We start from the raw sequence: 22747 nt of genomic DNA, 5'->3' as shown, positions 1-22747 counted from the left end.
GTGCGCATCAACGACTCGCACAGCCGCAGCATCTCGCGCATCCCGGCCAGGTCGCGGTCCGCCATGTCGCCGAAGTCGTGCCCGGAGCTGAACACCGGACCGGCGCCGGCCAGCACGATCCCGGTCGCCTTGGTCTCGGCGGCCGCCTCGAACGCCTGCTTGAGCTCGGCCAGGTGCGCTGACGAGAGCGAATTGCGCCGGTTCGGGCGGTTCATGGTGATCCGGACGGTCGCACCGTCCTGTTCGGTCAGCAGGTGCTGGTACTGCGGGCTGCTCATCGGCGCTCCAAGACCTCGACCACGTCGTCGCCCCGAGCCTGGCACGGCGAATCGCGGTTGACCAGGCTCGGCCCGGGTGCGACGCGCCGTGGCGGAGTCTGGTCGGACCTCGCGCGCCCGCGCCAGGTAGGGTTTGGCGTCGCTGCGCGGGTGGTCCGACGACGGGGAGGCTGGTCCGATGAACCGCAAGCCGGTGATCGTGGTCGTGGTGCTGGTCGCCATCGTCTGCGCCTACTTGCTGGTTCGCGATCCGGTGGGCGCCGCCTCCGCCGTCCACGCCGCCTGGGAAGTGGTGATCGGCGCGATCAGCACCGTGATCACCTCGCTGACGACCTTCTTCCAGCACCTTTTCCACGGCAGCTGACCGGTTCGGAAATTCTTCCACCGGCATATCCGCGCGCCATTGTTCAACATGCTTCCAGGACTGCTCCGCAGGCGTGAAGTCGCGGTCGTCGCAATAAACGATCAGATCTTCCGCTACCCAATTCGCACGACGCGAAAACAAGCCGGACGAAAGAGCAGGGACTTAATACCCGGATTCGTGCGGGAAGGCGAAAAAACCCGTCTCCGCATTGCCGGAGTGAGCTTGTCCTGCACCTGACGACCGCTTAGTGTGGGAGGCGGTCACGTCGAGGAAAGCGAATGACCTCGGAGCCCGCAGGGCTCCGGGAACTGGGGAAGTCCGGTTCGCCCCGCGAAGTGACCCGACGTGGGGGAGAAATTCCGGAACGGGCCGCAAACCTGAAAGCTCCCACCGAGCGGCTGTTCGATCCACTGGGCCCAGATCGATTTCCGCCCGGAATAGGGTTCGCGGTCCCGACTCGAATTCACCTCGCGTCGCGTGCAAGCGCACGCCGGATGGCACGACGGTCCGGCACGCGACGTGCATCGACTGGGAAAAGAGTGATCGGAATGCAGATCAAGGACACCTTCAAGTTCGACGGTCTCAACCGCAGCTGGGGCTGGGGCTGGGGCGGCTCCGGCTGGGGCTGGGGCGGCTGGGGCTGGGGTAACTGGGGCTGGGGCGGCGGCTGGGGCCGCGGCTGGGGCTGGGGTTGGGGTGGCTGGGGCTGCTGAGCCCGAGCTTTTCCTGACCTGAGCGAGTCCTAGTACTCCATCCATCCGATTCGCGTAGCTCCCGCTCCCCCGGAGCGGGAGCTACGTCCCTGTCTGGGGGTGAGGCGGTTGCCGGGCTTGGTGAACTGGCTGTTCCGGCCTGCGGAGCGGGACACCGAGGGGCTGGTCGAGCACGCACCGGTGATGCGGGTGCGCGCGGTCATCCGGCGGTTCTGGCCGGAGGCCCGGCCGTTCCGCGGCTGGATGGTGCTCAGCCTGCTTCTCGTGCTGATCTCGCCGCTGCTGGACACAGCGGCGATCTGGCTGTTCAAGGTGCTCATCGACGAGGTGCTGACACCGCACAACTTCGCCGCGTTCCCGATGATCGCGGCCGCTTACGCGGTGCTGACCCTGCTGTCCGGGGCGATCGAATTCTGCGGCCAGTACCTCGCGGTGTGGATCGGCGAGAACTTCCTGCACGCGATGCGCACCAAGGTGTTCGCGCACCTGCACACGCTGTCGGTCGGGTTCTTCGACCGCAGGCGGATCGGTGACACCCTGTCCCGGCTCACCGGCGACGTGGGCGCCATCGAGAGCCTGGTGCTGTCCGGCATCGTGCAGACCTTCTCCTCGGTGGTGAAGGTCCTGCTGTTCGCCGGCGTGCTGTTCTACCTGAACTGGCAGTTGGCGTTGGTGGCGCTGGTCGCGGTTCCGCTGTTCTGGATGGTCGCCAAGTTCTTCGCCCGCCGGATCAAGGACGCCTCCCGCGAGGCGCGCGGGCGCAGCGGCTCGATCGCCACCGTCGCCGAGGAGAGCCTCGGCAACGCGCCGCTGATCCAGGCCTACGGCCGCGAGGGCGCCGAGGCGGAGCGCTTCGCCCGGCAGAGCCGCGGCAACGTCAACGCCGAGCTCTCCTCGGCCCGAATCGGCGCGCTGTTCTCACCGCTGGTGGACCTGCTGCAGGTCTTCGGCGTGCTGGCGATCGTCGGCGTCGGCATCTGGGAGCTGTCGCAAGGGCGGATCAGCCTCGGTGGCCTGCTGGCGTTCCTGGTCTACCTCTCCCAGCTCTACACCCCGGTGCAGAGCCTCGGCCAGCTGTCCAACACGGTGTTCTCCGCAGCTGCCAGCGCCGAGCGCATCTCCGAGCTGCTCGACCAGGAGCCCTTGGTGCGCAGCCCGGCGAACCCGGTGCCGCTGCGGCAGGTCACCGGCCGGCTCGACGTCGACCGCGTCGACTTCCGCTACCCGGACACCCCCGCCGACGTGCTGCACAGCATCAGCTTCTGCGCGGCGCCCGGCCAGACCACCGCGGTGGTCGGTGCCAGCGGTGCCGGCAAGTCGACGCTGACCAAGCTGCTGCTGCGCTTCTACGACCCGACGCGGGGCCGGATCCTGCTGGACGGCACCGACCTGCGCGAGCTCGACATCGCCGAGCTGCGCGCCAACATCGCGATCGTGCTGCAGGAAACGCTGCTGCTGGACGGCACCATCGCGGACAACATCCGGGCCGGACGTCCGGACGCCGACGACCGGCAGCTCGTCGACGCCGCCGAGGCCGCCGACGCCCACGAGTTCATCCAAACCCTGCCCGAGGGCTACGAAACGCGCGTCGGGCAACGCGGCCGGCTGCTCTCGGGAGGGCAGCGGCAACGCATCGCCATCGCCCGCGCGATGATCCGCGACGCGCCGATCCTGCTGCTCGACGAGCCGACGACGAGCCTGGACGCCGACGCCACGCGCCGGATCCTCGCTCCGCTGCGGCGTTTGATGGCCGGGCGCACCACGATCGTCATCTCGCACAACCTGCTCACGGTCCGCGACGCGCAGCAGATCGTCTACCTGGACCAGGGCCGCATCACCGAGGTGGGCACGCACCAGGAGCTGCTGGCCAACAACAACGGTTACGCGCACCTCTACCAGCTGCACCACCCGGAGCGCGGGCAGGTCGTGCCCGAGCAGCAGCAGGCCGGGTCGGCGACTCCGACCCGGCCCGTCGACGGACAGCTGCCGAACTGACTAGCGCCAGGGCTCGCCGCGGCGGCGGGCCCTGGCCCACCGCTGCCCGTTGCCGACCAGCCGCGACGCCTTGCGCACCACCAAGTTCTGCTGGACCAGGTACCGCTGGTACCGCCAGGGGCTCTGCAGGCCGTGCCGGCCGGCCATCGCGTAGCAGAACTCCTTCGCTCCCCGGTCGGTGTAGCGGTCGGCCCGCTCGAACCAGGCCATGCTGTTGCGCGCGGCGATCTGCGCGGACCGCATCGCCGCGTGGCCCGCTTCGTCGAACTCCTTGACCGCCAAGGCGGTTTCGGGCTGGTCGAGGAGGTACTGCGCGAGCATGATGCCGTCCATGACGGCCAGCCTGGTACCCGATCCCAGCGTGAAGTGCGTGGTGTGCGCGGCATCGCCGATCAGCACCGCGTTGTCGTAGCGCCAGGTCTGGTTGAACACCTGCGCGAACCGCTGCCAGGACGCCGGTTTGCCGCGCGACTGGCTGATCAGCGAGTGCCCGCGCAGCGGGCCGGCGAAGATCTGCTCCAGCAGCCGGCGCATCTCGGCGTCGTCGGCCCGGTCCAGCCCGAGCGCCCGCCACGTGGATTCCGTGCACTCCACGATGAACGTGCTGATCCCGTCGGCGGACGGGTAGGCGTGGAACCAGACCCATCCGGCCGGGGTCTGCTCGAAGTCGACGGTGAACTCGTTGAACACCCGCTCCGTGCCCAACCAGATGTAGGGGTTGTTCCCGTAGTCCACGCGGGTGCCGAACTGCTCCTGGTAGCGCTGCCGGGTGCGGCTGTTGGCGCCGTCGGCCACCACCACCAGGTCGGCGTCGGCGTGCTCGGCCAGGTCCTCCACCGCGGTCTCGTACTGGACCCGCACACCCAGCTCGGCGGCCCGCTCGGCGAGGATCGCCAGCAGCGGGGCCCGGTTGACGCTGTAGCCGTAGCCGGGGAGGTAGGCCTTGTCGACGTCGCGCAGCCCGATGATCTGCTCCTGCCAGAGCTTCGACTCCGCGCGGATGCGGCGGGCGCTCTCCCGGTCGTTGCGGTAGAGCGTGTCCAGCAGGTCCTCCCCGTACACGACGCCCCAGCCGTAGGTGGCACCAGGCGGATCCCGCTCGATCACGGTGATGTCGTGGCCGGCATCGCGCAGCTTCGCCGAGATGGCGAAGTACAAACCCCCGGGACCGGCCCCGATGCACACGATTTTCACAGCAGCACCTCCTGAACGACAGGCGGCCAGCTGCGCAGGCGGTCCGGGCGGAGCGCCAATGTCCGCGTGGGAAGTCGATACGCCCTTGTTGTACCCGGCGGCCCGCATGGTCGCACCTGCGCCGCGGCGGGCGAAGTCCCAGGCGTCACAAGGGAAACGGACACCAGTTCGGCTGCTGGCGGCACGCCGAAGCAGTACGCTCGTATCCGCGCATCGTCGTTTCGCCCAGCCACGCGCGGGGAGTTCGGCAGCAAGCGGTCCCCGCCGCATCGGGGCGCGGCAGCCGGGAGTCGACATGAGCAGGTTGACCCAGCCCACCAAACCGGAGAGCAAGTTCGCCGCCTCGCTGCGGCGCCAGGCAGACGAGGTGGACCTGCGATTCCGCCTGGCCGCCGGATTGCGGCGCCAGATCAACAAGGTCTTCCCGTCGAACTGGGGGTTCCTGCTCGGCGAGCTCGCGCTGTACAGCTTCGTCGTGCTGCTGGTGACCGGCACCTACCTCGCCTGGTTCTTCGACCCGTCGATGACCGAGGTGACCTACAACGGGGTGTTCACCAACCTGCGCGGCATCCCCATGTCGCGGGCGTTCGAGAGCACCCTGGACATCTCGTTCAACGTCCGCGGCGGGTTGTTCGCCCGGCAGCTGCACCACTGGTCGGCGCTGGTCTTCATGGCCGCGATCGTCACGCACATGTTCCGGATCTTCTTCACCGGCGCGTTCCGGCGGCCGCGGGAGGTCAACTGGACGATCGGGATCCTGCTGTTCATCACCGGCATGTTCGAGGGCTTCATCGGCTACTCGCTGCCCGACGACCTGCTGTCCGGCACGGGGCTGCGGATCGCCTCCGGGATCGTGCTGTCGATCCCGGTGATCGGCACCTGGGTGCACTGGATCCTGTTCGGCGGGGAGTTCCCGGGCACCGAGATCATCCCGCGCTTCTACATGATCCACATCTTCCTGCTGCCCGGGATCATCACGGGCCTGATCGCGGTGCACCTGGCCGTCGTCTGGTACCAGAAGCACACCCAGTACCCCGGTCGGGGCCGCACCGAGTCCAATGTGGAGGGTGTGCGGATCATGCCCGCGTTCGCGGTCAAGAGCAGCGGGCTGTTCTTCTTGGTCACCGGTGTGCTGGCGATCATGAGCGGGGTGTTCCAGATCAACGCGATCTGGAACTTCGGCCCGTACAACGCCTCGATGATCTCCGCGGCCTCCCAGCCGGACTGGTACATGATCTGGACCGACGGGATGGGCCGGTTGTGGCCGCCGTGGGAGCTCTACCTCGGGCCGTTCACCGTGCCCGCGGTGTTCTTCCCGCTGATCCTGGGCCTCGGCCTGGTGTTCACCATCGCGATCATGTACCCGATGCTGGAGCGCAAGCTCTCCGGCGACGACGCCCACCACAACCTGCTCCAGCGCCCGCGCGACGCTCCGGTGCGCACCTCGCTGGGCATGATGGCGATCGCGTTCTTCGTGGTTGTGCTGCTCTCCGGGGTCAACGACATCATCGCCTTCGTGTTCAGCCTGTCGTTGAACATGACGACCTGGGCCGGCCGGATCGGGGTGCTGCTGGCGCCGCCGATCGCCTACTACGTCACCTACCGGATCTGCCTGAGCCTGCAGCGCTCGGACCGCGAGGTGCTGGAGCACGGGGTGGAGACCGGCATCATCAAGCGGCTGCCGCACGGCGAGTTCATCGAGGTGCACCAGGCTCTGGGACCGGTGGACGAGCACGGCCACCCGCGACCGCTTCCCTACCAGGCCACGCCGGTGCCCAAGAAGATGAACAAGCTCGGTGCGGGCGGGCACTCGGTGCCGGGCAGCCTGCTGATCCCGGACCCGCGGGAGGAGACCGAGGCCCTGCAGGAGGCGCGGCGCGAGCAGGCCGAGCAGGAGCGGGTGGCCCCGGCGGGGCGCGAGCCCGAGGTCCGCACGCCACCGCACGAGGAGTGAGCCCGCCTAGAATCCACCGGTGTCCACTAGGGAATTGGTGGTGCTCGGTACCGCGAGCCAAGCGCCCACGCGCACCCGCAACCACAACGGCTACCTGCTGCGCTGGGACGGCGTCGGGTTCCTGTTCGACCCCGGCGAGGGGACGCAGCGGCAGATGATCCACGCGGGCGTCAGCTCGCACGACATCGACCACATCTGCATCAGCCACTTCCACGGCGACCACTGCCTCGGGCTGCCTGGCGTGCTGCAGCGGCTCTCCCTGGACCGGATGCCTCGCCCGGTGCACGCGCACTTCCCCGCCGCCGGCATCGACTTCTTCCGGCGGATGCACCACGCCTCGGCGTTCGAGGAGGTCGCCGAGGTGCGGCCGCGGCCGATCGAACGCGGCGGTGCGGTGCTCACCGGCGAGTTCGGCACTCTGGAGGCGGTGCCGCTGGACCACCGCATCGAGACGTTCGGCTACCGGCTGGTGGAACCGGACGGCCTGCGGATGCTGCCCGAGCAGCTGGACCGCTTCGGCGTGCGCGGCCCCGACGTCGGCCGCCTGCAGCGGGAGGGATCGCTGCGGGTCGGCGACCGGACGGTGGCCTTGGACCAGGTCAGCGAGCCCCGACCGGGTCAGCGGTTCGCGTTCGTGATGGACACCCGGCTGTGCGACGGGGTGTTCGAGCTCGCCGACGGCGCGGACGTGCTGGTGATCGAGTCGACGTTCCTGGACCAGGACGCCCGGCTGGCCGACGAGTACGGGCACCTGACCGCGGCGCAGGCGGCGCGGGTCGCCGCCGAGTGCGGCGTCCGGACCCTGGTGCTCACGCACTTCTCCCAGCGCTACCCCGAGCTGCGCCGGTTCCGCGACGAGGCGGCCGCGGTGTTCGACGGGGAGCTCGTGGTCGCCGAGGACCTGATGCGGGTGCCGGTGCCGCCGCGGCGGTGAATAAGCTTGCGGGCGGCTAGCGATCCGTCGGAGGCATGTGTGGTTCGGCAACCGATCCCGGTCATCATCGTCGCCGGGTTCCTCGGCTCCGGGAAGACCAGTCTGCTCAACCACCTGCTGCGCAACCCGCAGGGCGCGCGGATCGGGGTGGTGGTCAACGACTTCGGGAAGATCAACATCGACGCGCTGAGCGTCGCCGGGCAGGTCGACTCGACCGTCTCGCTGGGCAACGGGTGCCTGTGCTGCGCGGTGGACGCCAGCGGCCTGGACGACCTGCTGGCCCGGCTGGCGCGCCCGAGCAGCGACATCGACGTGATCGTGATCGAGTCCAGCGGGCTGGCCGATCCGCGCGGCATGGTCCGGCTGCTGCTCAACAGCACCAACCCCCGGCTCGGCTACGGCGGGCTGGTCGAGGTCGTCGACGCCGCCGAGTTCGAGAGCACCCGGCAGCGCCACCCCGAGCTGGACCAGCACCTGCGCTTCGCCGACCTGGTGCTGCTGAACAAGACCGACCGGGTCGACGACGCCGACCGGCTGCTGGAGCTCGTCCGCGAGCTCTCCGACGGCAAACCCGTGCTGCCGACCACGCACGGCCGCCTCGACCCGGCGCTGCTGTTCGACCCGGAGTCGGTGCGGCAGCGGCGGGAGACCGTCCGGCAGCTGTCCTTCGACGACCTGCTCGCCGACTCCCACGACGACTGCGACGAGCACCTGCACACCGCCTACGAGAGCGTCGAGTTCGCCGCCGACCGGCCGGTCGACCCGCGGGCGCTGATGCGGTTCCTGGACTCCCGCCCGGCCGGGATCTACCGGATGAAGGGCCAGGTCCACTTCGGGGTGCCCGGCCACGAGCAGAAGTTCACCCTGCACACCGTCGGCGACTTCCTGCGCTTCCACCGCTCCCGCTGGGCCCGCGACGAGCCGCGCCGCACGCAGCTGGTGGTGATCGGTTCCGGGCTGGACGGCGACCGCGTGCGCGAGGACCTGCACGCGTGCCTGGGCGGACCGGACGAGTCCGACGAGCACAGCATGCTCGACGTCCTGAAGTTCACCAGGTCCTGATCTGCCTTGCCTTCCCCGCACCGGGCGGGCATCCTGCGGGGCGATCAACCTGCGGGGAGGGCGCATGCGAGGACATCCGGGGCAGGACCCGGCCGGCGCGGAGCTGTTCGCGAAGCTGGCCGGGGTGGACCGCACCAAGCCGAACCCGGCGCGGATGTACGACTACTACCTGGGCGGGGTGCACAACTTCGAAGCGGATCGCGAGGCCGCTGAAGAGGTGCTCACGATGCTGCCGGAGACGCGCACCTTCGCGCGGGAGAACCGCGCGTTCCTGCAGCGGGTGGTCCGGTACCTGGTCGACGAGGTGGGCATCGACCAGTTCCTCGACCTCGGCTCCGGGATCCCGACCGTCGGCAACGTGCACGAGATCGCCCAGCAGGCGCACCCGGACGCGCGGGTGGTCTACGTCGACCACGAGCCGGTGGCCGTGGCCCAGTCCCAGCGGATGCTCGCGGGCAACGACCGGGCCGCCATCATCCGCGGCGACCTGCGCCACCCCGACCTCGTCCTGCAGCACCCCGACGTGGCGCGCCTGCTGGACCTGTCCCGGCCGGTGGCGGTGCTGATGGTGTCGGTGTTCCCGTTCATCTCCGACGCCGACGACCCGAAGGGCATCATCGCCGCCTACCGGCAGGCCTGCGCCCCGGGCAGCTACCTGGCCCTGTCGCACAGCCTCACCCCGGAGTACTGGCCGGGTGAGGTCTCGCAGGCCATCGAGCTCTACCAGTCCAGCACCCACCCGCTGCACCTGCGCGATCCGGAGCAGGTCGAGGCGCTGTTCGACGGCTACGAGCTGGTCGACCCGGGCGTGGTGTTCACCTCCGCGTGGCGGCCGGAGTCGCCGATCACCGCCGAGCAGGCCGCGGAGAGCCGCGCGGTGGCCGGGCTCGGCGTGCTGCCCGGCTGACCGCCCGCGCCCGTCGTACGGTGGCGCCGACCGGTCTTCCCAGCAGCGAGGAGGCGTGCCCGATGACCAGCGCTGATGTGCTCGTCGATGCGTTCGGCCGGATCCAGGAGGTGGTGCACGGCGCCGTCGCCGGACTGGATCCGGACGAGCTGGCTGCCCGGCTGGACCCGGCGGCGAACTCGATCGGCTGGCTGGTCTGGCACCTGAGCCGGGTGCAGGACGACCACGTCGCCGACGTCGCCGAGCTCGAGCAGGTGTGGACCGCGCAGGGCTGGTCGGAGCGGTTCGGGCTGCCGTTCGCCGTCGAGGACATCGGCTACGGCCACGACTCGGACGACGTGGCGGCGGTCCGCGTCGACTCCGCCGAGCTGTTCACCGGCTACTACGACGCGGTGCACGCCCAGACCCTCGAATTCGTGCGGAACCTGACCGACGACGACCTGGCCGAGGTGGTCGACGCCGCGTGGCAGCCGCCGGTCACGCTGGGCGTGCGGCTGGTGAGCGTGATCGGCGACGACCTCCAGCACGCCGGTCAGGCAGCGTTCGTGCGCGGCATCCTCGAACGCGCCGGCTAGCCGGGCGAACCCGGCAGCTCGGCGAGGGCGGCGAGCACCGGTCCGACGGCGTCGTCCGCGGCGATGCGGCCCGCCAGCTCGGCCGCCGCACCGCGGAAGTTCGAAGCACCGGGGGACGTGGTGACGGCGTCGATGCGGGCGGCGAGCGCAGATCCGGTCAACCTCGTGAACGGCAACGGGTCAGGCCCGGTGCCCAATCGGCGCGCCCGGTCCGCCCACAACGGCTGATCGGCGTAGACGGGCACGGCCACACCCGGCACGCCTGCGGAGAAGACCGCACCCGCGGTCCCCGCGCCGCCGTGGTGGACGACCGCCGCCACGCGCGGGAAGAGCCAGTCGTGCGGCACGTCGCCGACGACGAGCACATCGGGGCCCGCCGCCTCCAGACCGGCCCAACCGCGCTGCACGATCGCCCTCCTGCCCCGCACCGCACGTGCCACGACGTCGCTCAGCCAGCCGTCCTGCCCCGCAGCCATGCTGCCGAACCCGATCAGCACCGGTGGCTCGCCCGCATCCAGGAAGTCGACCAGCTCCGCCGGTGGCGCCCACCCGGGCGGGATGCGGAGGCGCCAGTAGCCCGCCACGCTCAGGCCGGGCCGCCAGTCCACCGGCCGGGCCAGCACGTGCGGACTCCACCCGTGCAGCACCCGGTTGAGCCGCGGCGCCCGTCGCCGCGCCGGAAGACCCACTGCCGCGCGGGCCCGCCGAGCCGCTGCGTGGAACGGGGTGGCGACAGCCATGGCGACCCGAGCCGAGAACCTGTTGGCCACGCCGCCGAGGTCGCGCGCGGTGTGCAGCAGGATCGGGGGGAACGCCGCCGTGGGTTCCACCGGCTGCGCGTACAGCCCGATGCTGGGTATCCCGAGCCCCTCGGCGACGTCGTCGGCGAATCGGGCGGTCAGGTTGGGCAGGAGCACGTGATGGCCCGCCGCCGCGTCGACCACCGCGTCGACCGCATCGATCAGATAGGTGGTCAACGCGCGCGCCTGGGCAGCTAGGAATCGGGGTGAACTGCGCCAGCCCCGGGGAAAGGAGCTGATCGTGCGAGCATCCCCCGGCAGCGCGACGAACCCGGCCCCGGCCTCGCGCACGAGCCCGCCGAACTCGGGGTTCGCCGCGATCGTGACCTCGTACCCGGCTGCGATCAGCGCAGGCGCGAGCCCCAGTGCCGGAACGACGTCGCCGCGCGAGCCCAGCGCCACCACCAGCAGCCGCATGCCGCGAGCATGCCAGACGACAACTGGCTCCAGGGCGGGAAACCGCGAGCTGGACCAATCGCAGGGCGCAGCCCGGGGGTGGCACCGCGGGCGCGGCGTGGCGGACAATCGGGCCATGACCGAGCGGAAACCACCTGGCACCACGTTCGAATCGTGGGTGGACCGGCAGATCCGGACGGCTCAGGAGCGCGGCGACTTCGACGACCTGGCCGGTGCGGGCAAACCGCTGCCCGGCGCGGGTACGCCCGTCGAGGAGCAGTGGTGGCTCAAGGACTACCTCCGCCGCGAGGGGCTGTCCGGCGAAGCGCTGCTGCCGACACCGCTGCGGCTGCGCAGGGAAGTCGAGCGTCTGCCGGACGCCGTTCGCGAGCTGACCAGCGAACGGGCCGTGCGCGACGCCGCCGGCGACCTCAACCGGCGGATCGTCGAGCACATGCGCGCGCCGTCCGGCCCGCAGGTCGCGATCGGTCTGGTCGACGTCGACGAGCTGGTGGCAGGTTGGCGAACTGCGCGCCAACAGCCGGCGCAGCAACGCGAGGCCGAGCCCGAACCAGCGGAGCCCGCGCCGAAAACCCGCTGGTGGCGCCGTTTTCTGCGATGATCCGTCCCACCTTGTGAGCGGCTTTGACGCTGTTGCCGCTCCGGTGGTTCGATCCATTCCATGGCACTGGGACCGCTGCTCGTGCAGCGTGCGCACATCGACCTGCTCTGGGTCGCGTCGGCGGCGTGTCCGCGCGGTTGAGCGCCCCGCTCCCCCGGACCCGCACCGCGATCTGAGACGGAGATTCGTGCCATGACTTCGGAAATCGCTCGACCTCTTGCGGCCAATTCCTTCGAGACCCGCCCCCTCCAGGACGGCGCCGTCGTCGAGGTGACCGCTCGCTTCATCGTCACCCGCCAGGACCTGGCCGCGCTGGAAAGGGTTTTCACCCGGCAGCCCGACCACACCCGCACCATCCCGCTCCAGTCCACAGTGGAGTCACCGGCCGCGCCGGAGGTCCCCCGGCTGCGGTCGCTGCCCACCCCGGTGGAGCAGCCGGAACCGGAGCTGCGGATCCTGGTGGCACCGCGGCGGATCGTGCGCGCCGACGGCACCTTCGTGGAGCTGACCCGGCTGGAGTTCGACCTGCTGCTGTTCCTGTGCGAGAACCCCGGCCGGGTGCACCAGCGCACCTCGCTGCTCAACGCGGTGTGGCAGTTCAACAGCACCCCCAGCACCCGGACCGTGGACGTGCACGTGCGCCGCATCCGCGGCAAGATCGGCGGCGACCTGCACCTGATCACCACGGTGCGCGGGGTCGGCTACCGGATGGACCGCCCGGACGCCGTGCAGATCGTGCGGGACTGATCTCCCGGGCATGACCGCGCGCTCGGCGGGTAGCCCGAAGGCATGCCGAAGCGCAGGCGCGAGGACTACGAGCGGGGCTTGCCCGGCTACCACGACCCGCTGGCCGGTGTCGGCGGCGCGCCGTACGGGCGCAGCGCGCTGACGCTGCGGTTGTGGCTGGCCGGGTTCGGACTGGTGTTCTGCACCGGCGCGGCAGTGCTGGTGTTCCTGAACATCCCGGAGCTGGCCTGGCTGGCCTGGGCGCTCGTGGTGCTGGCGGTGACCGCCGCCATCGACCTCGTGTGGGTCGCGCACCGCAAGCGCCGCGGCGAACCGGGCTGAGCCCGGCGCGTGTCGTGACCAGCGGCGGTGGGTACTGCGGGGGCGTGGATCTCGTCGAGGAGACGCCCTTCCGGTTCCGGATCGAACCGCACGATCCGATGCGGGTGCCCGGTGTGGTGTTCGCATCGCGGCAGCTGCTGCCGCCGAAGAGCGACGGTTCGCTGGACCAGGTGGTGAACGTGGCCGCCCTGCCGGGCATCGTCAGCGCCTCCTACGCGATGCCCGACATGCACTGGGGCTACGGCTTCCCGATCGGCGGGGTCGCCGCCACCGACGTCGAGGCCGGCGGGGTGGTCTCGCCAGGCGGCGTCGGGTTCGACATCTCCTGCGGGGTGCGGCTGCTGGCCGCCGACCTGGAGCGCTCGGAGTTCCACCGGGTGGCCGAGAAGGTCATGAACGGGCTCAGCCGGGCCACCCCGCGCGGAGCGGGCCGGGGCGCCGTGTGGCAGCTGTCCCGCGACGGCCTCGACCGGCTGCTCGAAGAGGGCTCCCGCTACGCGGTCGAGCGGGGCTGGGGGACGCAGCGCGACCTGGACCGCTGCGAGGACGGTGGCGCGATCGCCGACGCCCAGCCCGGCCGGGTGAGCGTCCGCGCGCGGGACCGCGGGCTCGGCCAGGTCGGCAGCCTCGGTTCGGGCAACCACTTCCTCGAGGTGCAGGCCGTCGACGAGATCTACGACGAGGGCATCGCCGGAGCTTTCGGGCTCCGCCCCGACCAGGTGTGCGTGATGATCCACTGCGGGTCGCGCGGGCTGGGCCACCAGATCTGCACCGACCACGTGCGGCGGATGGACGAGACCATGGCCGACCGCGGGATCTCGGTGCCGGACCGGCAGCTGGCGTGCGCGCCCGTCGACTGCTCGGCGGGCCGGGCCTACCTGGGTGCGATGGCCGCGGCGGCGAACTACGCCCGGGCGAACCGGCACGTGCTCGGCGTGGCCGCCGGCGAGGTCCTGCGGGAGGTGACCGGTCGCGGTCTCGACCTCGTCTACGACATCTCGCACAACCTCGCCAAGCTCGAACAGCACGAGGTCGCCGGACACCGCCGGACGCTGTGCGTGCACCGCAAGGGCGCGACCCGGGCGCTGCCGCCCGGCCACCCGGAGCTCCCGCCGGGGCTGCGGGAAGCCGGGCAACCGGTGCTCATCCCCGGCTCGATGGGCACCGCTTCCTACGTGCTCGCCGGCGTTCCCGGCGGCGACGCGTTCCACTCGACCTGCCACGGCGCAGGCCGCCTGCAGAGCCGCCACCAGGCCGTTCGCACGACCGATGCGCACCAGCTGCGGCGGGAGCTGGAGCGCGACGGCATCGTGGTGCGCGGGAGTTCCGCGCGCGGCCTGGCCGAGGAAGCACCGACCGCCTACAAGGACGTCGACGCGGTGGTGGCCGTGGCCGAGGGTGCCGGGCTGTGCCGGAAGGTGGCCAGGCTGGTGCCGTTGGGCGTGGTGAAGGGGTGAGCGCCGGGTTCCGCTACCTGCCGCACACCGCCGACATCCGGTTCGAGGCGTGGGGAACCACCCGCGACGAGTGCCTCGCGCAAGCCGCCCGCGCTCTGGTGGACTCCTTCGTCGACAGCTCGGCCGCAGCCCCGGCTCGGACCACGACCGTCGAACTGGACGGCGGGGACGAGCAGGTGCTGCTCGCCGTGCTGGACGAGATCATCTACCGGCTCGACGCCGAGGACACCGTCCCGCAGGACCTCGACGTCCGGACCACACCGGCCGGCATCGCGCTCACGTTGTCCGAAGTGGACACCGATCAGGTGGAGTTCACCGGCGCGACGCCGAAAGCGATCTCCCTGCACGGGTTCTCCTTCGTCCACGACGACGACGGCTGGCGCTGCGCCGTCACCGTGGACGTGTGATCACTGCACGTCGGCGACGAAACGCAGGTAGCGAGCAGCGGAGCGCTGGACGATCTGGTCCGCACCGGCCGGGATCACCGCGTCCCACCAAGCACCGTAGAGCGCCTCGAAGCGGTACGGCTCCAGGATCCCCGCCGCCCGGCGAACCACGCTCGGCCGCTCGGGGATGAGGTTCGGGTAGCTGTACATGAACGCCACGTGGGTGCGGTCCGGGATGACCTGCACGATGTCGCCGCTGAACAGCGCACCGCCGCCGCTGTCCCAGTGCAGCACCGTGCCGCCCGCGAAGTGCACGCCGAGGTTGATCAGCGTCAGCCCGGGCGCGAGCTGCTCGGTGGTGCCCTCCCACAGCCGGATCGCCGGATCCGGGCGACCGATCCACTGCTGGTCGCTCGCGTGCAGGTGCACCGGCACGTCGAAGACGTGGGCCCACTCGACCATCGTGGTGTAGTAGTGCGGGTGGCTGATCGCGATCCCGTCCAGGCCGCCGAGATCGCCGATGGTCTTGATGATCTCGTCGTCCAAGTAGGACACGCAGTCCCACAGGAAGTTCCCGGCCTCGGTGCGCAGCAGCAGCGCGCGCTGACCGATGGCGAACCGCGGCTCGCAGCCGATGCCCAGCACGTCGCCCTGCTCGCGGATGAGCGCGGTGCGCTCCCCCGCCCGCACCGCCTCCAGGTCGGTCCACTGCTGGCCGTCCAGCGGGACGTACTGGCGTTCGTCCTCGCAGATGGGGCAATCGGATCGCGGCCGGGAGTACTGCGTGCCGCAGGTCGCGCAGATCGGCAGTGGAGTCGCTGACATGGCGGTCGGTCCTCTCGCACGAGTCGCAGACCGCCAGCCTAGCGTTCGCACCTCCCCTGAGCTGGTGGAGAATTCGCGGTGCACGCCGGTGCCGCAGCGGACGTGCACCGCGAATTCCCGTTCAGAGCCGCAGCGCCGGCCAGTCCGCGGTGTCCCGCAGCAGCTGGCGGTCGTGGGTGGCGATCACGACCGCCGCCGAGGTCGCCGACAGCGCCTCGGTCAGCTCGTCGACGAGCCTCGCCGACAGGTGGTTGGTCGGCTCGTCCAGCAGCAGGACGTGCGGGCGCACGGCCAGCGCGATCGCCAGCTGCAGCCGGCGCTGCTGCCCGATCGACAACTCCGCAACCGGTCGGCCGAGCGCGGCGGAAGGCAGCAATCCGAGCTCCGACAGCGCAACCCCGGCCGACGTGCCGAGCCCGGCGACAGCCGCCTCGTACTCCTCGTGCGCGGTCCGCCGCGCGGGAACCGGCGATTCCTGCGGCAGCCACGCGACCCGCGCCGCGGGTTTGCGCTGCACGACACCGGACGTCGGCTCGATCGCCCCGGCGAGCACGGCCATCAGGCTCGACTTCCCAGCCCCGTTGCGACCGGTGATCACCAGCCGGTCCCGGGACTGCAGGAGCAAGGACCAGGACTGCGCCAACCGGCCATGCAGCGTCACACCGTCGGCACGCAGCAGCGGCACGCCCGGCATGTCCCCCAACTCCGGGGTCTGGAACCGCAGCGGTGGCGCGGGCACGTCGACGCGGTGCGCGGCCAGGTCTTCCTGCCTGCGGTGAACCGCGCGGACGAGCCCCGGTGCGCGGGTGGCGCGGGTGTGCTTGCCGGTTCCCTTGTCCGGCCGCCAGCCGGTGGACAGGCGGTTCTGCGCCGCCGACAGGTCGTCGGCCAGCCGCTGGTGCTCGCGCTGCTGCGCGCGGTGCTCCTGCTCCCAGCGCTCGCGTTCGGCCTGGTGACCTTCCTGGTATCCGGCGTACCCGCCGCCGTAGACGCGAGGGCGCCCGTCCCTGCTGGGTTCGAGATCGAGCACCGCGGTCACCACGTCCTTGAGCAGCGCCCGGTCGTGGCTGACCAGCACCACTGCGCCGGGGTGCTCGCGCAGCCGCGCGGTGAGGTGCTCCAGCCCGCCGGAGTCCAGGTGGTTGGTGGGCTCGTCGAGCAGCAGCAGGTCGTGCCCGGCGCCGAGCAGGCAGGCCAACCGGACCCGGTAGCGCTGCCCCACCGACAGGGTCGCGAGCGGCCGGTCGCGGTCCGCGACCGCTCCGAGCGCGGCCAACGAGATCTCGACCTGGCGGTCCGCGTCCCAGGCGTTCAACACCTCCGCCGCGGCCAGGGCCTCCGCGTAGCGCTCCTCAGCGCCCGGATGCCCCTCGACCAGCGCATCGGTGGCCGCATCCAGGTCGTGCAGGACGCGGCGCACCTCGGCGAGTTCGAGATCGATCAGATCGCCCACGGTGCGCGCCGGGGTCACCGGGATCTCCTGGTCGGCGACGCCGATGGTGCCGACCCGGTGCACGGTGCCCCGGTCCGCGGTCAGCTCCCCGGCGAGCACCCGGATCAGCGTGGTCTTGCCGGTGCCGTTCTCGCCCACCACGCCGAGCCGGTCGCCGGCGGAGACCGCCAGGTCAACGCCGGTCAGGACGGGTCGCCCGCCGCGGACGAGGTGCACTCCGGCGGCGGTGAGGTGCGCTCGCGCGCGAGCAGGTAGTTCAGTGCGGATGGACATGTTTCCTCCGAGAGCGGATCCCCCGCGGCACGGCAGAGCGCAGCCCTGGGCCAGCGGTGGGATCCGAAGAGAAGTGCGTTCAACGACCGGCGTGCTCAAGCGCGGACGTGCTCATGGCCGTCCAGCGCCGAGGCCGGTGCTCTCACAGGAAGTAGTGGAATCGCACGGCACGACGGTAACAGACCGCCGCTCGGCATCGCGTGTGGTTTTCGACCGGCGCAGACCGCACTCCGGTCGGCAGCGCTAGCGGACGGTGGCGGTCGCGATGGTGACGAAGCTGCCGTCCACGAAGCCCAGGCAGTCGCCCCGGCGGTGGTCGAAGCTCTCGACACCCCCGAGGAACAGCGTGTGATCACCGCCGTCGTACTCGGCCCACGGGGTGCACTCGAACCACGCCGCTGCGTTGGCGAGGCGGGGCGCGTGCTCGCCTTCGGTCCAGACCGGCTCGACGTTGGGCTTGCCTGCGAAGTGCATCGCCACGTCGCGTTGTTCGGCACCGAGCACGTTGACGGTGAACGGCCTGCCGGCCAGCAGCCCGTGCGCGCGGACGGATCGCTGGATCGCGACCAGCACGAGCGGTGGGTCCATCGAGACCGAGGTGAACGAATTCACCGTCAGGCCATGCCGTTTCGTCGCGCCGGTGCCGTCGAGGCCGTCGAAGGTGACCACCGCGACTCCGGTGGCGAACCGGCCCAGGCAGCCGCGGAACTGCTGCGCCGGCAGCCGGCGCCGGGACTCGGTGGACAGCCGGCGGATCTCATCGGTTGCGGTCATCGGCGATCGCTCCTGCGTCACGTCGTCGTGGCCGCCGGCCACCCGGGCACGGCGGGAAGGTGCCGACGACGTTAGGGATCGGCTGGAACGCGGGGCAACGGACGAACGCGGTGTTCAGAGGCCTGTGCGGTGGTTGCACAGACTCGTGCAGCCGTGGGACAGCGCGCGACTGCCAGGCTGGATTCGACGCGCCCCGGATCCGGTTCGGCTCCATCTGGTGGCGGGAGTTGACAGCCAGTGCAGGGCTCCTGCACCACAGCGAACGTCGGCCCGACGAGCTACCGCCCCGAGGTCCGAGCGAGTGACGATGACCGCGCCGATGGACGTCGGCGCCCTGACCGGCGCACGCCTCAACGAGGAGACGCAGATGCCAGACATCGGGATCATCGGAGCCGGCACCGCGGGCCTGCACCTCGCGCTGCTGCTCCAGCAGGCCGGAGTTCCCACCCGGATCTACACCAACCAGACCGCCGAGCAGGTGGCTTCGGGACCACCGCAGAACAGCGTCTCGCACCACGCCCCGACGATCGCCCGCGAGAGCGCGATGGGGGTGAACTTCTGGCCGACCGAGGAGTACGGCTACCAGGCCCACTTCCACCACCTCAACGTGCCGGGCGGCCCGCCGGTGTTCCGCGGGGACTTCCTGCGGCCCTCCCGGGTGCTCGACTACCGGATCTACCTGCCGCGGCTGATGGCCGAGTACGAGGAGCGCGGCGGCACCATCGAGCAGCGCTCGGTCGAACCACCTGATTTCGAGCAGCTGGCCCGCCGGCACGACCTGATCGTGGTCGCGGCCGGGAAGCGCTCGTTCGCCGAGTACTTCGGCGAACGCCCGGACGTCTCCCCCTACGCCAGGCCGCAACGGCACTTGGCAGTGGGTTTCTGGGACGGCGTGGCGCAGACCGAACCGCGCGCGGTGACGATGAGCATCTCCCCCGGTCACGGTGAACTGCTGGACCTGCCGATCACGACCTTCGACGGCTGGGCCAGCGCGCTGCTGTGCGAGAACGTCCCGGGCGGCGATCTGGAAGTCCTGATGACGCAGAAGGAATCCGACGATCCCGACGCCTACCGCAACCTGGTGCTGGAGAAGCTCAAGGAGCACCACCCGACGGTCTACGAGCGCATCGACCAGTCCCGGTTCAAGCTGATGCGTCCCGGCGACATCCTGCAGGGCGCGGTCCGGCCGGTCGTGCGCGAGGACTACCGGCTGCTCGAGGACGGCACCGTGGTGCTGGCGCTGGGCGACGCGCACTGCACGGTCGACCCGGTCACCGGTCAGGGCGCCAACTCCGCCTCGTTCGAGGCCCAGGTGGCCGCGGACGCCATCATCGAGGACGGCGTGGTCGACGAGCGCTTCGCGCAGAAGGTCGCACTGCGCCGGCGGGAACGCGTCGACGGGCTCAGCACCTGGGTGAACACCATGATTTCCACGCCGTCTCCACCGCACCTGCAGAAGCTGCTCGGAGCGATGGCCCAGATGCGCACGCTGTGCGACGAGTTCACCGAGAACTTCAGCTACCCGCATCGCAACGGTGACATGGTGGCCACGCCGGAACGGGTGGACGCGGCGATCGCCCGGCACGCCGGGATCGGCAGCGACCCCACCGGCAGGAAGGCGATCTGATGCACAAGCTCGTGGTCCTCTACCCGCATCCGACCGATCCGGTGGCGTTCAAGTCCTACTACGAGAGCACCCACCTGCCGCTGGCCGCGCAGCTTCCGGGCATGCTGGACTGGCGCTACAGCCTGGATGTGCGCGCCGAACCGGGGAGCCCGTACTTCGCGGTATTCGAAGCCGACTTCGCCGACGCCGAGGCGCTGGCCGCAGCGATGTCCTCGCCGCAGGGCAAGGCCGTGCAGGACGATGTGCCCAACTACGCCACCGGTGGCGCGGTCGTGATCGACTACCCGGTCGTCGCGCGCTGATCGGGCACGAGCTTCGACCGCCGGGTTTCGCCGTGCCGGGCGTCCACCAGCGCGGCGCGGCGAAACCCGCTGGGAGCCATGCCGACGTGCTGGCGGAAGGTGCGCGAGAAGTGCGAGGCGTCCGGATAGCCCCAGCAGGCCGCGATCTCGGCGATGGACCGGTGCGCGTGCATCGGGTCGCTGAGCTCGCGGCGGATGGCCTCGATCCGCTGCTCCCGGATCCACGCCGAAACGGTGGTGCCCTGCCGGTGGAACAGCACGTGCAGGTGCCGGGTGGAGATGTAGACCGCGCGGGCGATGCTGTCCGGGTTCAGCTCGCTGTCGCCGAGGTTGTCCAGGATGTGCTCCCGGATCCGCAGCATCAGCGACAGCCGCTCCCGGTCGCCCTCGGTGGCGCGGGCGAGTGCGGCGGTGCTCAGCAGCGCGGAGATCAGCTCCACGGCGGTGTGCACCACCCGCGCGGCCGCGGGGCCCTCCAGCGAGGCGAAATCGCTGGAGATCTCGGTCAGGAGCGGGGTGACGATCCTGGTCAGGCTTTCCTCTGCGCCCAGGGAGATCGCGGTGATGGCGCGGACGTGATCGGGGCTGGGGTCGATCAGGTCGCGCGGGAACATGATCACCACCGTGTCGACCGGGTCGGCGAAGCGGAGCGAGTAGGGGCGCGCGGTGTCGTAGACGCTGATGCTGCCCGGCAGCATCAGCGCCGTCCGGTTGTCCTGCACCAGTTCGCCGGTGCCGGCCAGCATCAAGGTGATCTTGTAGAACAGGCGTTCGGAGGCGTCGATGAGCGCCGGGGTGCGGTGCACCTCGTGCGGCGTGACCCGCAGCCGGGAGAAGAACACGTCGCCGATGACCCGGCCGCGTATGGTGCCCGCGAACCGGCCGTCGCTGAGGTCGTCGACGACCAGCGGCACGAAGGAGGACGACACCACCCGCTGCCAGGCGAGCACCGATTCGGTCGCGAACGCGACCGGAGGCAGGGCGGCCCCGACCCGGGGGCCGGTGACCTGTGACGATGCGGTCATGCGCCCTCCTTCGACCTCGACCGATCACTTGGAATCTAAACCGCGCGGCGTCGTTCCGCGCCAGCACCGGGCCGGGCGGGCCGCGCGGCCACCGTCATCAACCGCTGATCACCTTCGGCACTGCGACCGCCTTGAGCTGCGCATCTGTTCGCTCCTCCGCCGCACGCGCCGATTCTCGCCGGAATGCCGCGCTCAGACCTTGTCCTGGAACGCACGTCGCTGAGCACTGCGCGCAGACTTGTCCCCGACGCTCCTCGCCCTGGCAGCGGTTCGCCCCCCGCCTGCGCTGTTCGACCACACGCGCGGGGTGTCGTGGCTAGCATGGCTTGGGCGGCCTGCGGGCCGTCCTCGTCCGTCGGCCATCGCCCCGGCAGGAGCTGGGGAAACCCACCCAGGAAGCGCCCATGTGCCGCAGCATCAAGACCCTTCGCCCGCCCTACGCCGACGAGGTCACCGAGGGTGACGTCCGCGCGGCCGCGTTGCAGTACGTCCGCAAGATCTCCGGCTTCCGCCAGCCCGCCGCGCACAACGCCGAGGCGTTCGACCAGGCGGTCGACGAGATCGAGCAGGCCACCGCGAAGCTGCTCGCGTCGTTGCAGGTCCGCGGCCAGAACCGCACCGCATGAGCACTGCCTTCACCCACCGGATCCGCGTCCGGTACAGCGAGTGCGATCAGCAGGGCGTGGTGTTCAACGCCCACTACCTGTTCTTCTACGACGTCGCCGTCATCGAGCTGTTCCGCGCCCGGCTCGGGTCCTGGCAGGAGCTGGTGGAGCGCGGCGTGGACCTCGTCGTCGCCGAAACGCGGCTGCGCTACCGGGAGCCCGCCCAGTTCGACGACGAGATCGACATCTCCCTGCCGATCTCCCACCTGGGCACCACCAGCCTGGTCGTCGCGCCGCAGTTCCACCGCGACGGCCGCCTCGTCGCCGACGGCGAAGTCCGGCACGTGTTCGTCGATCCGGTCTCCAAGAAGAAGACCCCGATGCCCGACGACGTCCGCAGCGCTCTTTCCCCTTGACCCGACCAGCTCCCCGGACTTCCGCGGCCACCCCGACTACTTGACGCAGCATGACAAGTACTTGCTATCGTCCGTCAAGTAGCCGGGAGGAGCCGTGATGCCGGACGAACGAGCAGAGCTGACCGAAGAGCTGCGTCGGCTCGTGACCGCTCGACTGCTCGACCCGTTGAGCATCCTGCTCGAATCCGATGCGGCGACCGCAGAACTGCAACGACAGGTCGAACAGGACGCCGCGAAGTGGGCCGCGACGATGCTCGGCTCCGACGAGCAGGCCGCCGTGCACACCTGCGCACGAGTGCTGGCCGCGCTCTTCCCCGGCGACGGCCCCTTCGATCCGCCGGATCGCTGGTGGCGCACCCCTCTCGGACGGGTCGTCGCGCGCCGCATCGGCCATCCCGGCACCGACCACGTGTCCTTCTCCACCGCGGGGGCGATCCTGGGCATCACCCGGCAGGGCGTGCACGACCTGGTCGGGCGCGGGAAGCTCGATCGCCACCCGGACGGCGGCGTGCGCACCACGTCGATCCGCGCGCGACTCGCCCAGATCTCCGGAGGTACCAGGTGAACGACGTCCTGATCGATTCCGCCACTGCGCGCATCGCCGCCCACGACCACGGCGGGAACGGGCCCGCGGTCCTGCTGCTGCACGGTGCGGGCGGAAACCTGTTGGCGTGGAAGCACTTCGCGCCGCTGCTCACCGCTGATCACCAGGTGATCTCGGTGGACCTGCGCGGCCACGGGC

Annotated in this window: 26 protein-coding genes; 19 read left to right on the top strand and 7 right to left on the bottom strand. The window is 70.7% G+C overall.

What is annotated here, in order from left to right; all coding sequences use genetic code 11:
• On the bottom strand, positions 1 to 278 hold a 278-nt coding region (locus tag ABTZ89_RS15175; protein ID WP_351044720.1), incomplete at its 3' end, for an enoyl-CoA hydratase-related protein.
• Between the two features lie 178 nt (positions 279 to 456).
• Here ABTZ89_RS15175 and ABTZ89_RS15170 point away from each other — a divergent pair.
• The 3 genes from ABTZ89_RS15170 to ABTZ89_RS15160 all read left to right on the top strand — a co-directional run bounded on the left by ABTZ89_RS15170 (position 457) and on the right by ABTZ89_RS15160 (position 3350).
• Positions 457 to 642, top strand: a complete 186-nt coding sequence (locus tag ABTZ89_RS15170) for a hypothetical protein (protein ID WP_270954347.1) — start codon at positions 457 to 459, stop codon at positions 640 to 642.
• A 548-nt stretch (positions 643 to 1190) separates the two neighbouring features.
• Positions 1191 to 1355: a hypothetical protein gene (locus ABTZ89_RS15165; RefSeq protein WP_351044717.1), complete on the top strand. Its 165-nt coding sequence runs from the start codon at positions 1191 to 1193 to the stop codon at positions 1353 to 1355.
• 108 nt (positions 1356 to 1463) lie between these two features.
• Entirely contained in the window at positions 1464 to 3350 is a 1887-nt protein-coding gene (locus tag ABTZ89_RS15160; protein ID WP_351044714.1) for an ABC transporter ATP-binding protein, read from the top strand.
• Here the strand turns inward: ABTZ89_RS15160 and ABTZ89_RS15155 are convergent, their stop codons facing one another.
• Positions 3351 to 4544, bottom strand: a complete 1194-nt coding sequence (locus ABTZ89_RS15155) for an FAD-dependent monooxygenase (protein ID WP_270954262.1) — start codon at positions 4542 to 4544, stop codon at positions 3351 to 3353.
• Positions 4545 to 4839: 295 nt separating this feature from the next.
• On the opposite strand from ABTZ89_RS15155, the gene qcrB reads away from it, so the two are divergent.
• The 5 genes from qcrB to ABTZ89_RS15130 all read left to right on the top strand — a co-directional run bounded on the left by qcrB (position 4840) and on the right by ABTZ89_RS15130 (position 9976).
• The gene (qcrB, locus tag ABTZ89_RS15150; protein ID WP_351044711.1) at positions 4840 to 6498 is read left to right on the top strand and encodes a cytochrome bc1 complex cytochrome b subunit; all 1659 of its coding nucleotides are present in this window, start codon (positions 4840 to 4842) and stop codon (positions 6496 to 6498) included.
• Between the two features lie 19 nt (positions 6499 to 6517).
• Entirely contained in the window at positions 6518 to 7432 is a 915-nt protein-coding gene (locus ABTZ89_RS15145; RefSeq protein ID WP_351044708.1) for a ribonuclease Z, read from the top strand.
• A 39-nt stretch (positions 7433 to 7471) separates the two neighbouring features.
• Positions 7472 to 8494 carry a CobW family GTP-binding protein gene (locus ABTZ89_RS15140; RefSeq protein WP_270954266.1) on the top strand — a complete coding sequence of 341 codons (1023 nt, stop codon included), beginning with the start codon at positions 7472 to 7474 and terminating at the stop codon, positions 8492 to 8494.
• 64 nt (positions 8495 to 8558) lie between these two features.
• Positions 8559 to 9401 (top strand): SAM-dependent methyltransferase, encoded by an 843-nt coding sequence (locus tag ABTZ89_RS15135; RefSeq protein ID WP_351044705.1) that lies wholly within the window; start codon positions 8559 to 8561, stop codon positions 9399 to 9401.
• A 62-nt stretch (positions 9402 to 9463) separates the two neighbouring features.
• Complete coding sequence (locus ABTZ89_RS15130) at positions 9464 to 9976, top strand: mycothiol transferase (protein WP_351044702.1); 513 nt, start codon at positions 9464 to 9466, stop codon at positions 9974 to 9976.
• Here the strand turns inward: ABTZ89_RS15130 and ABTZ89_RS15125 are convergent.
• The gene (locus tag ABTZ89_RS15125; protein ID WP_351044700.1) at positions 9973 to 11193 is read right to left on the bottom strand and encodes a glycosyltransferase; all 1221 of its coding nucleotides are present in this window, start codon (positions 11191 to 11193) and stop codon (positions 9973 to 9975) included. The two genes, ABTZ89_RS15130 and ABTZ89_RS15125, sit on opposite strands and share 4 nt — an antisense overlap.
• Before the next feature lie 115 nt (positions 11194 to 11308).
• On the opposite strand from ABTZ89_RS15125, the gene ABTZ89_RS15120 reads away from it, so the two are divergent.
• The 5 genes from ABTZ89_RS15120 to ABTZ89_RS15100 all read left to right on the top strand — a co-directional run bounded on the left by ABTZ89_RS15120 (position 11309) and on the right by ABTZ89_RS15100 (position 14726).
• Positions 11309 to 11794 carry a DnaJ family domain-containing protein gene (locus ABTZ89_RS15120; RefSeq protein ID WP_351044697.1) on the top strand — a complete coding sequence of 162 codons (486 nt, stop codon included), beginning with the start codon at positions 11309 to 11311 and terminating at the stop codon, positions 11792 to 11794.
• Positions 11795 to 11986: 192 nt separating this feature from the next.
• Positions 11987 to 12541 (top strand): winged helix-turn-helix domain-containing protein, encoded by a 555-nt coding sequence (locus tag ABTZ89_RS15115; protein WP_351044694.1) that lies wholly within the window; start codon positions 11987 to 11989, stop codon positions 12539 to 12541.
• A gap of 42 nt (positions 12542 to 12583) precedes the next feature.
• Complete coding sequence (locus ABTZ89_RS15110) at positions 12584 to 12862, top strand: DUF6343 family protein (protein WP_351044690.1); 279 nt, start codon at positions 12584 to 12586, stop codon at positions 12860 to 12862.
• Between the two features lie 44 nt (positions 12863 to 12906).
• The gene (locus tag ABTZ89_RS15105) at positions 12907 to 14319 is read left to right on the top strand and encodes an RtcB family protein (protein WP_351044687.1); all 1413 of its coding nucleotides are present in this window, start codon (positions 12907 to 12909) and stop codon (positions 14317 to 14319) included.
• Positions 14316 to 14726, top strand: a complete 411-nt coding sequence (locus ABTZ89_RS15100) for an archease (RefSeq protein ID WP_270954277.1) — start codon at positions 14316 to 14318, stop codon at positions 14724 to 14726. The genes ABTZ89_RS15105 and ABTZ89_RS15100 overlap by 4 nt, the downstream gene beginning before the upstream one ends.
• On the opposite strand, the gene ABTZ89_RS15095 is transcribed toward ABTZ89_RS15100, so the two are convergent.
• The 3 genes from ABTZ89_RS15095 to ABTZ89_RS15085 form a co-directional block, all read right to left on the bottom strand.
• Positions 14727 to 15530, bottom strand: a complete 804-nt coding sequence (locus tag ABTZ89_RS15095; protein ID WP_351044684.1) for an MBL fold metallo-hydrolase — start codon at positions 15528 to 15530, stop codon at positions 14727 to 14729. It abuts the gene before it with no gap.
• Between the two features lie 121 nt (positions 15531 to 15651).
• Positions 15652 to 17256 (bottom strand): ABC-F family ATP-binding cassette domain-containing protein, encoded by a 1605-nt coding sequence (locus ABTZ89_RS15090; protein ID WP_351044681.1) that lies wholly within the window; start codon positions 17254 to 17256, stop codon positions 15652 to 15654.
• Positions 17257 to 17499: 243 nt separating this feature from the next.
• Entirely contained in the window at positions 17500 to 18030 is a 531-nt protein-coding gene (locus ABTZ89_RS15085; protein WP_351044678.1) for a flavin reductase family protein, read from the bottom strand.
• A 307-nt stretch (positions 18031 to 18337) separates the two neighbouring features.
• Here ABTZ89_RS15085 and ABTZ89_RS15080 point away from each other — a divergent pair, with 307 nt between their 5' ends.
• Both ABTZ89_RS15080 and ABTZ89_RS15075 read left to right on the top strand, forming a co-directional pair.
• Positions 18338 to 19657, top strand: a complete 1320-nt coding sequence (locus ABTZ89_RS15080; RefSeq protein ID WP_351044675.1) for a styrene monooxygenase/indole monooxygenase family protein — start codon at positions 18338 to 18340, stop codon at positions 19655 to 19657.
• On the top strand, positions 19657 to 19959 hold the full coding sequence (locus tag ABTZ89_RS15075; protein ID WP_351044672.1) for an EthD family reductase: 303 nt from the start codon (positions 19657 to 19659) through the stop codon (positions 19957 to 19959). Before ABTZ89_RS15080 ends, ABTZ89_RS15075 begins: the two co-directional genes overlap by 1 nt.
• On the opposite strand, the gene ABTZ89_RS15070 is transcribed toward ABTZ89_RS15075, so the two are convergent.
• Positions 19938 to 20984: an AraC-like ligand-binding domain-containing protein gene (locus tag ABTZ89_RS15070; protein WP_351044669.1), complete on the bottom strand. Its 1047-nt coding sequence runs from the start codon at positions 20982 to 20984 to the stop codon at positions 19938 to 19940. The two genes, ABTZ89_RS15075 and ABTZ89_RS15070, sit on opposite strands and share 22 nt — an antisense overlap.
• Positions 20985 to 21388: 404 nt before the next feature.
• On the opposite strand from ABTZ89_RS15070, the gene ABTZ89_RS15065 reads away from it, so the two are divergent.
• The 4 genes from ABTZ89_RS15065 to ABTZ89_RS15050 all read left to right on the top strand — a co-directional run.
• Positions 21389 to 21610, top strand: a complete 222-nt coding sequence (locus tag ABTZ89_RS15065; RefSeq protein ID WP_270953125.1) for a DUF2277 domain-containing protein — start codon at positions 21389 to 21391, stop codon at positions 21608 to 21610.
• Positions 21607 to 22005 (top strand): acyl-CoA thioesterase, encoded by a 399-nt coding sequence (locus tag ABTZ89_RS15060; protein WP_270953126.1) that lies wholly within the window; start codon positions 21607 to 21609, stop codon positions 22003 to 22005. Before ABTZ89_RS15065 ends, ABTZ89_RS15060 begins: the two co-directional genes overlap by 4 nt.
• A gap of 97 nt (positions 22006 to 22102) precedes the next feature.
• On the top strand, positions 22103 to 22570 hold the full coding sequence (locus ABTZ89_RS15055; RefSeq protein WP_351044665.1) for a hypothetical protein: 468 nt from the start codon (positions 22103 to 22105) through the stop codon (positions 22568 to 22570).
• The coding region (locus ABTZ89_RS15050) for an alpha/beta fold hydrolase (RefSeq protein WP_351044662.1) at positions 22567 to 22747 on the top strand (181 nt) is incomplete at its 3' end. The genes ABTZ89_RS15055 and ABTZ89_RS15050, both read left to right, overlap by 4 nt.

It is taken from the genome of Saccharopolyspora sp. NPDC002686 (assembly GCF_040295745.1).
GTDB lineage: Bacteria > Actinomycetota > Actinomycetes > Mycobacteriales > Pseudonocardiaceae > Saccharopolyspora > Saccharopolyspora oryzae.
This window is presented reverse-complemented; position numbering and strand designations above follow the sequence as displayed.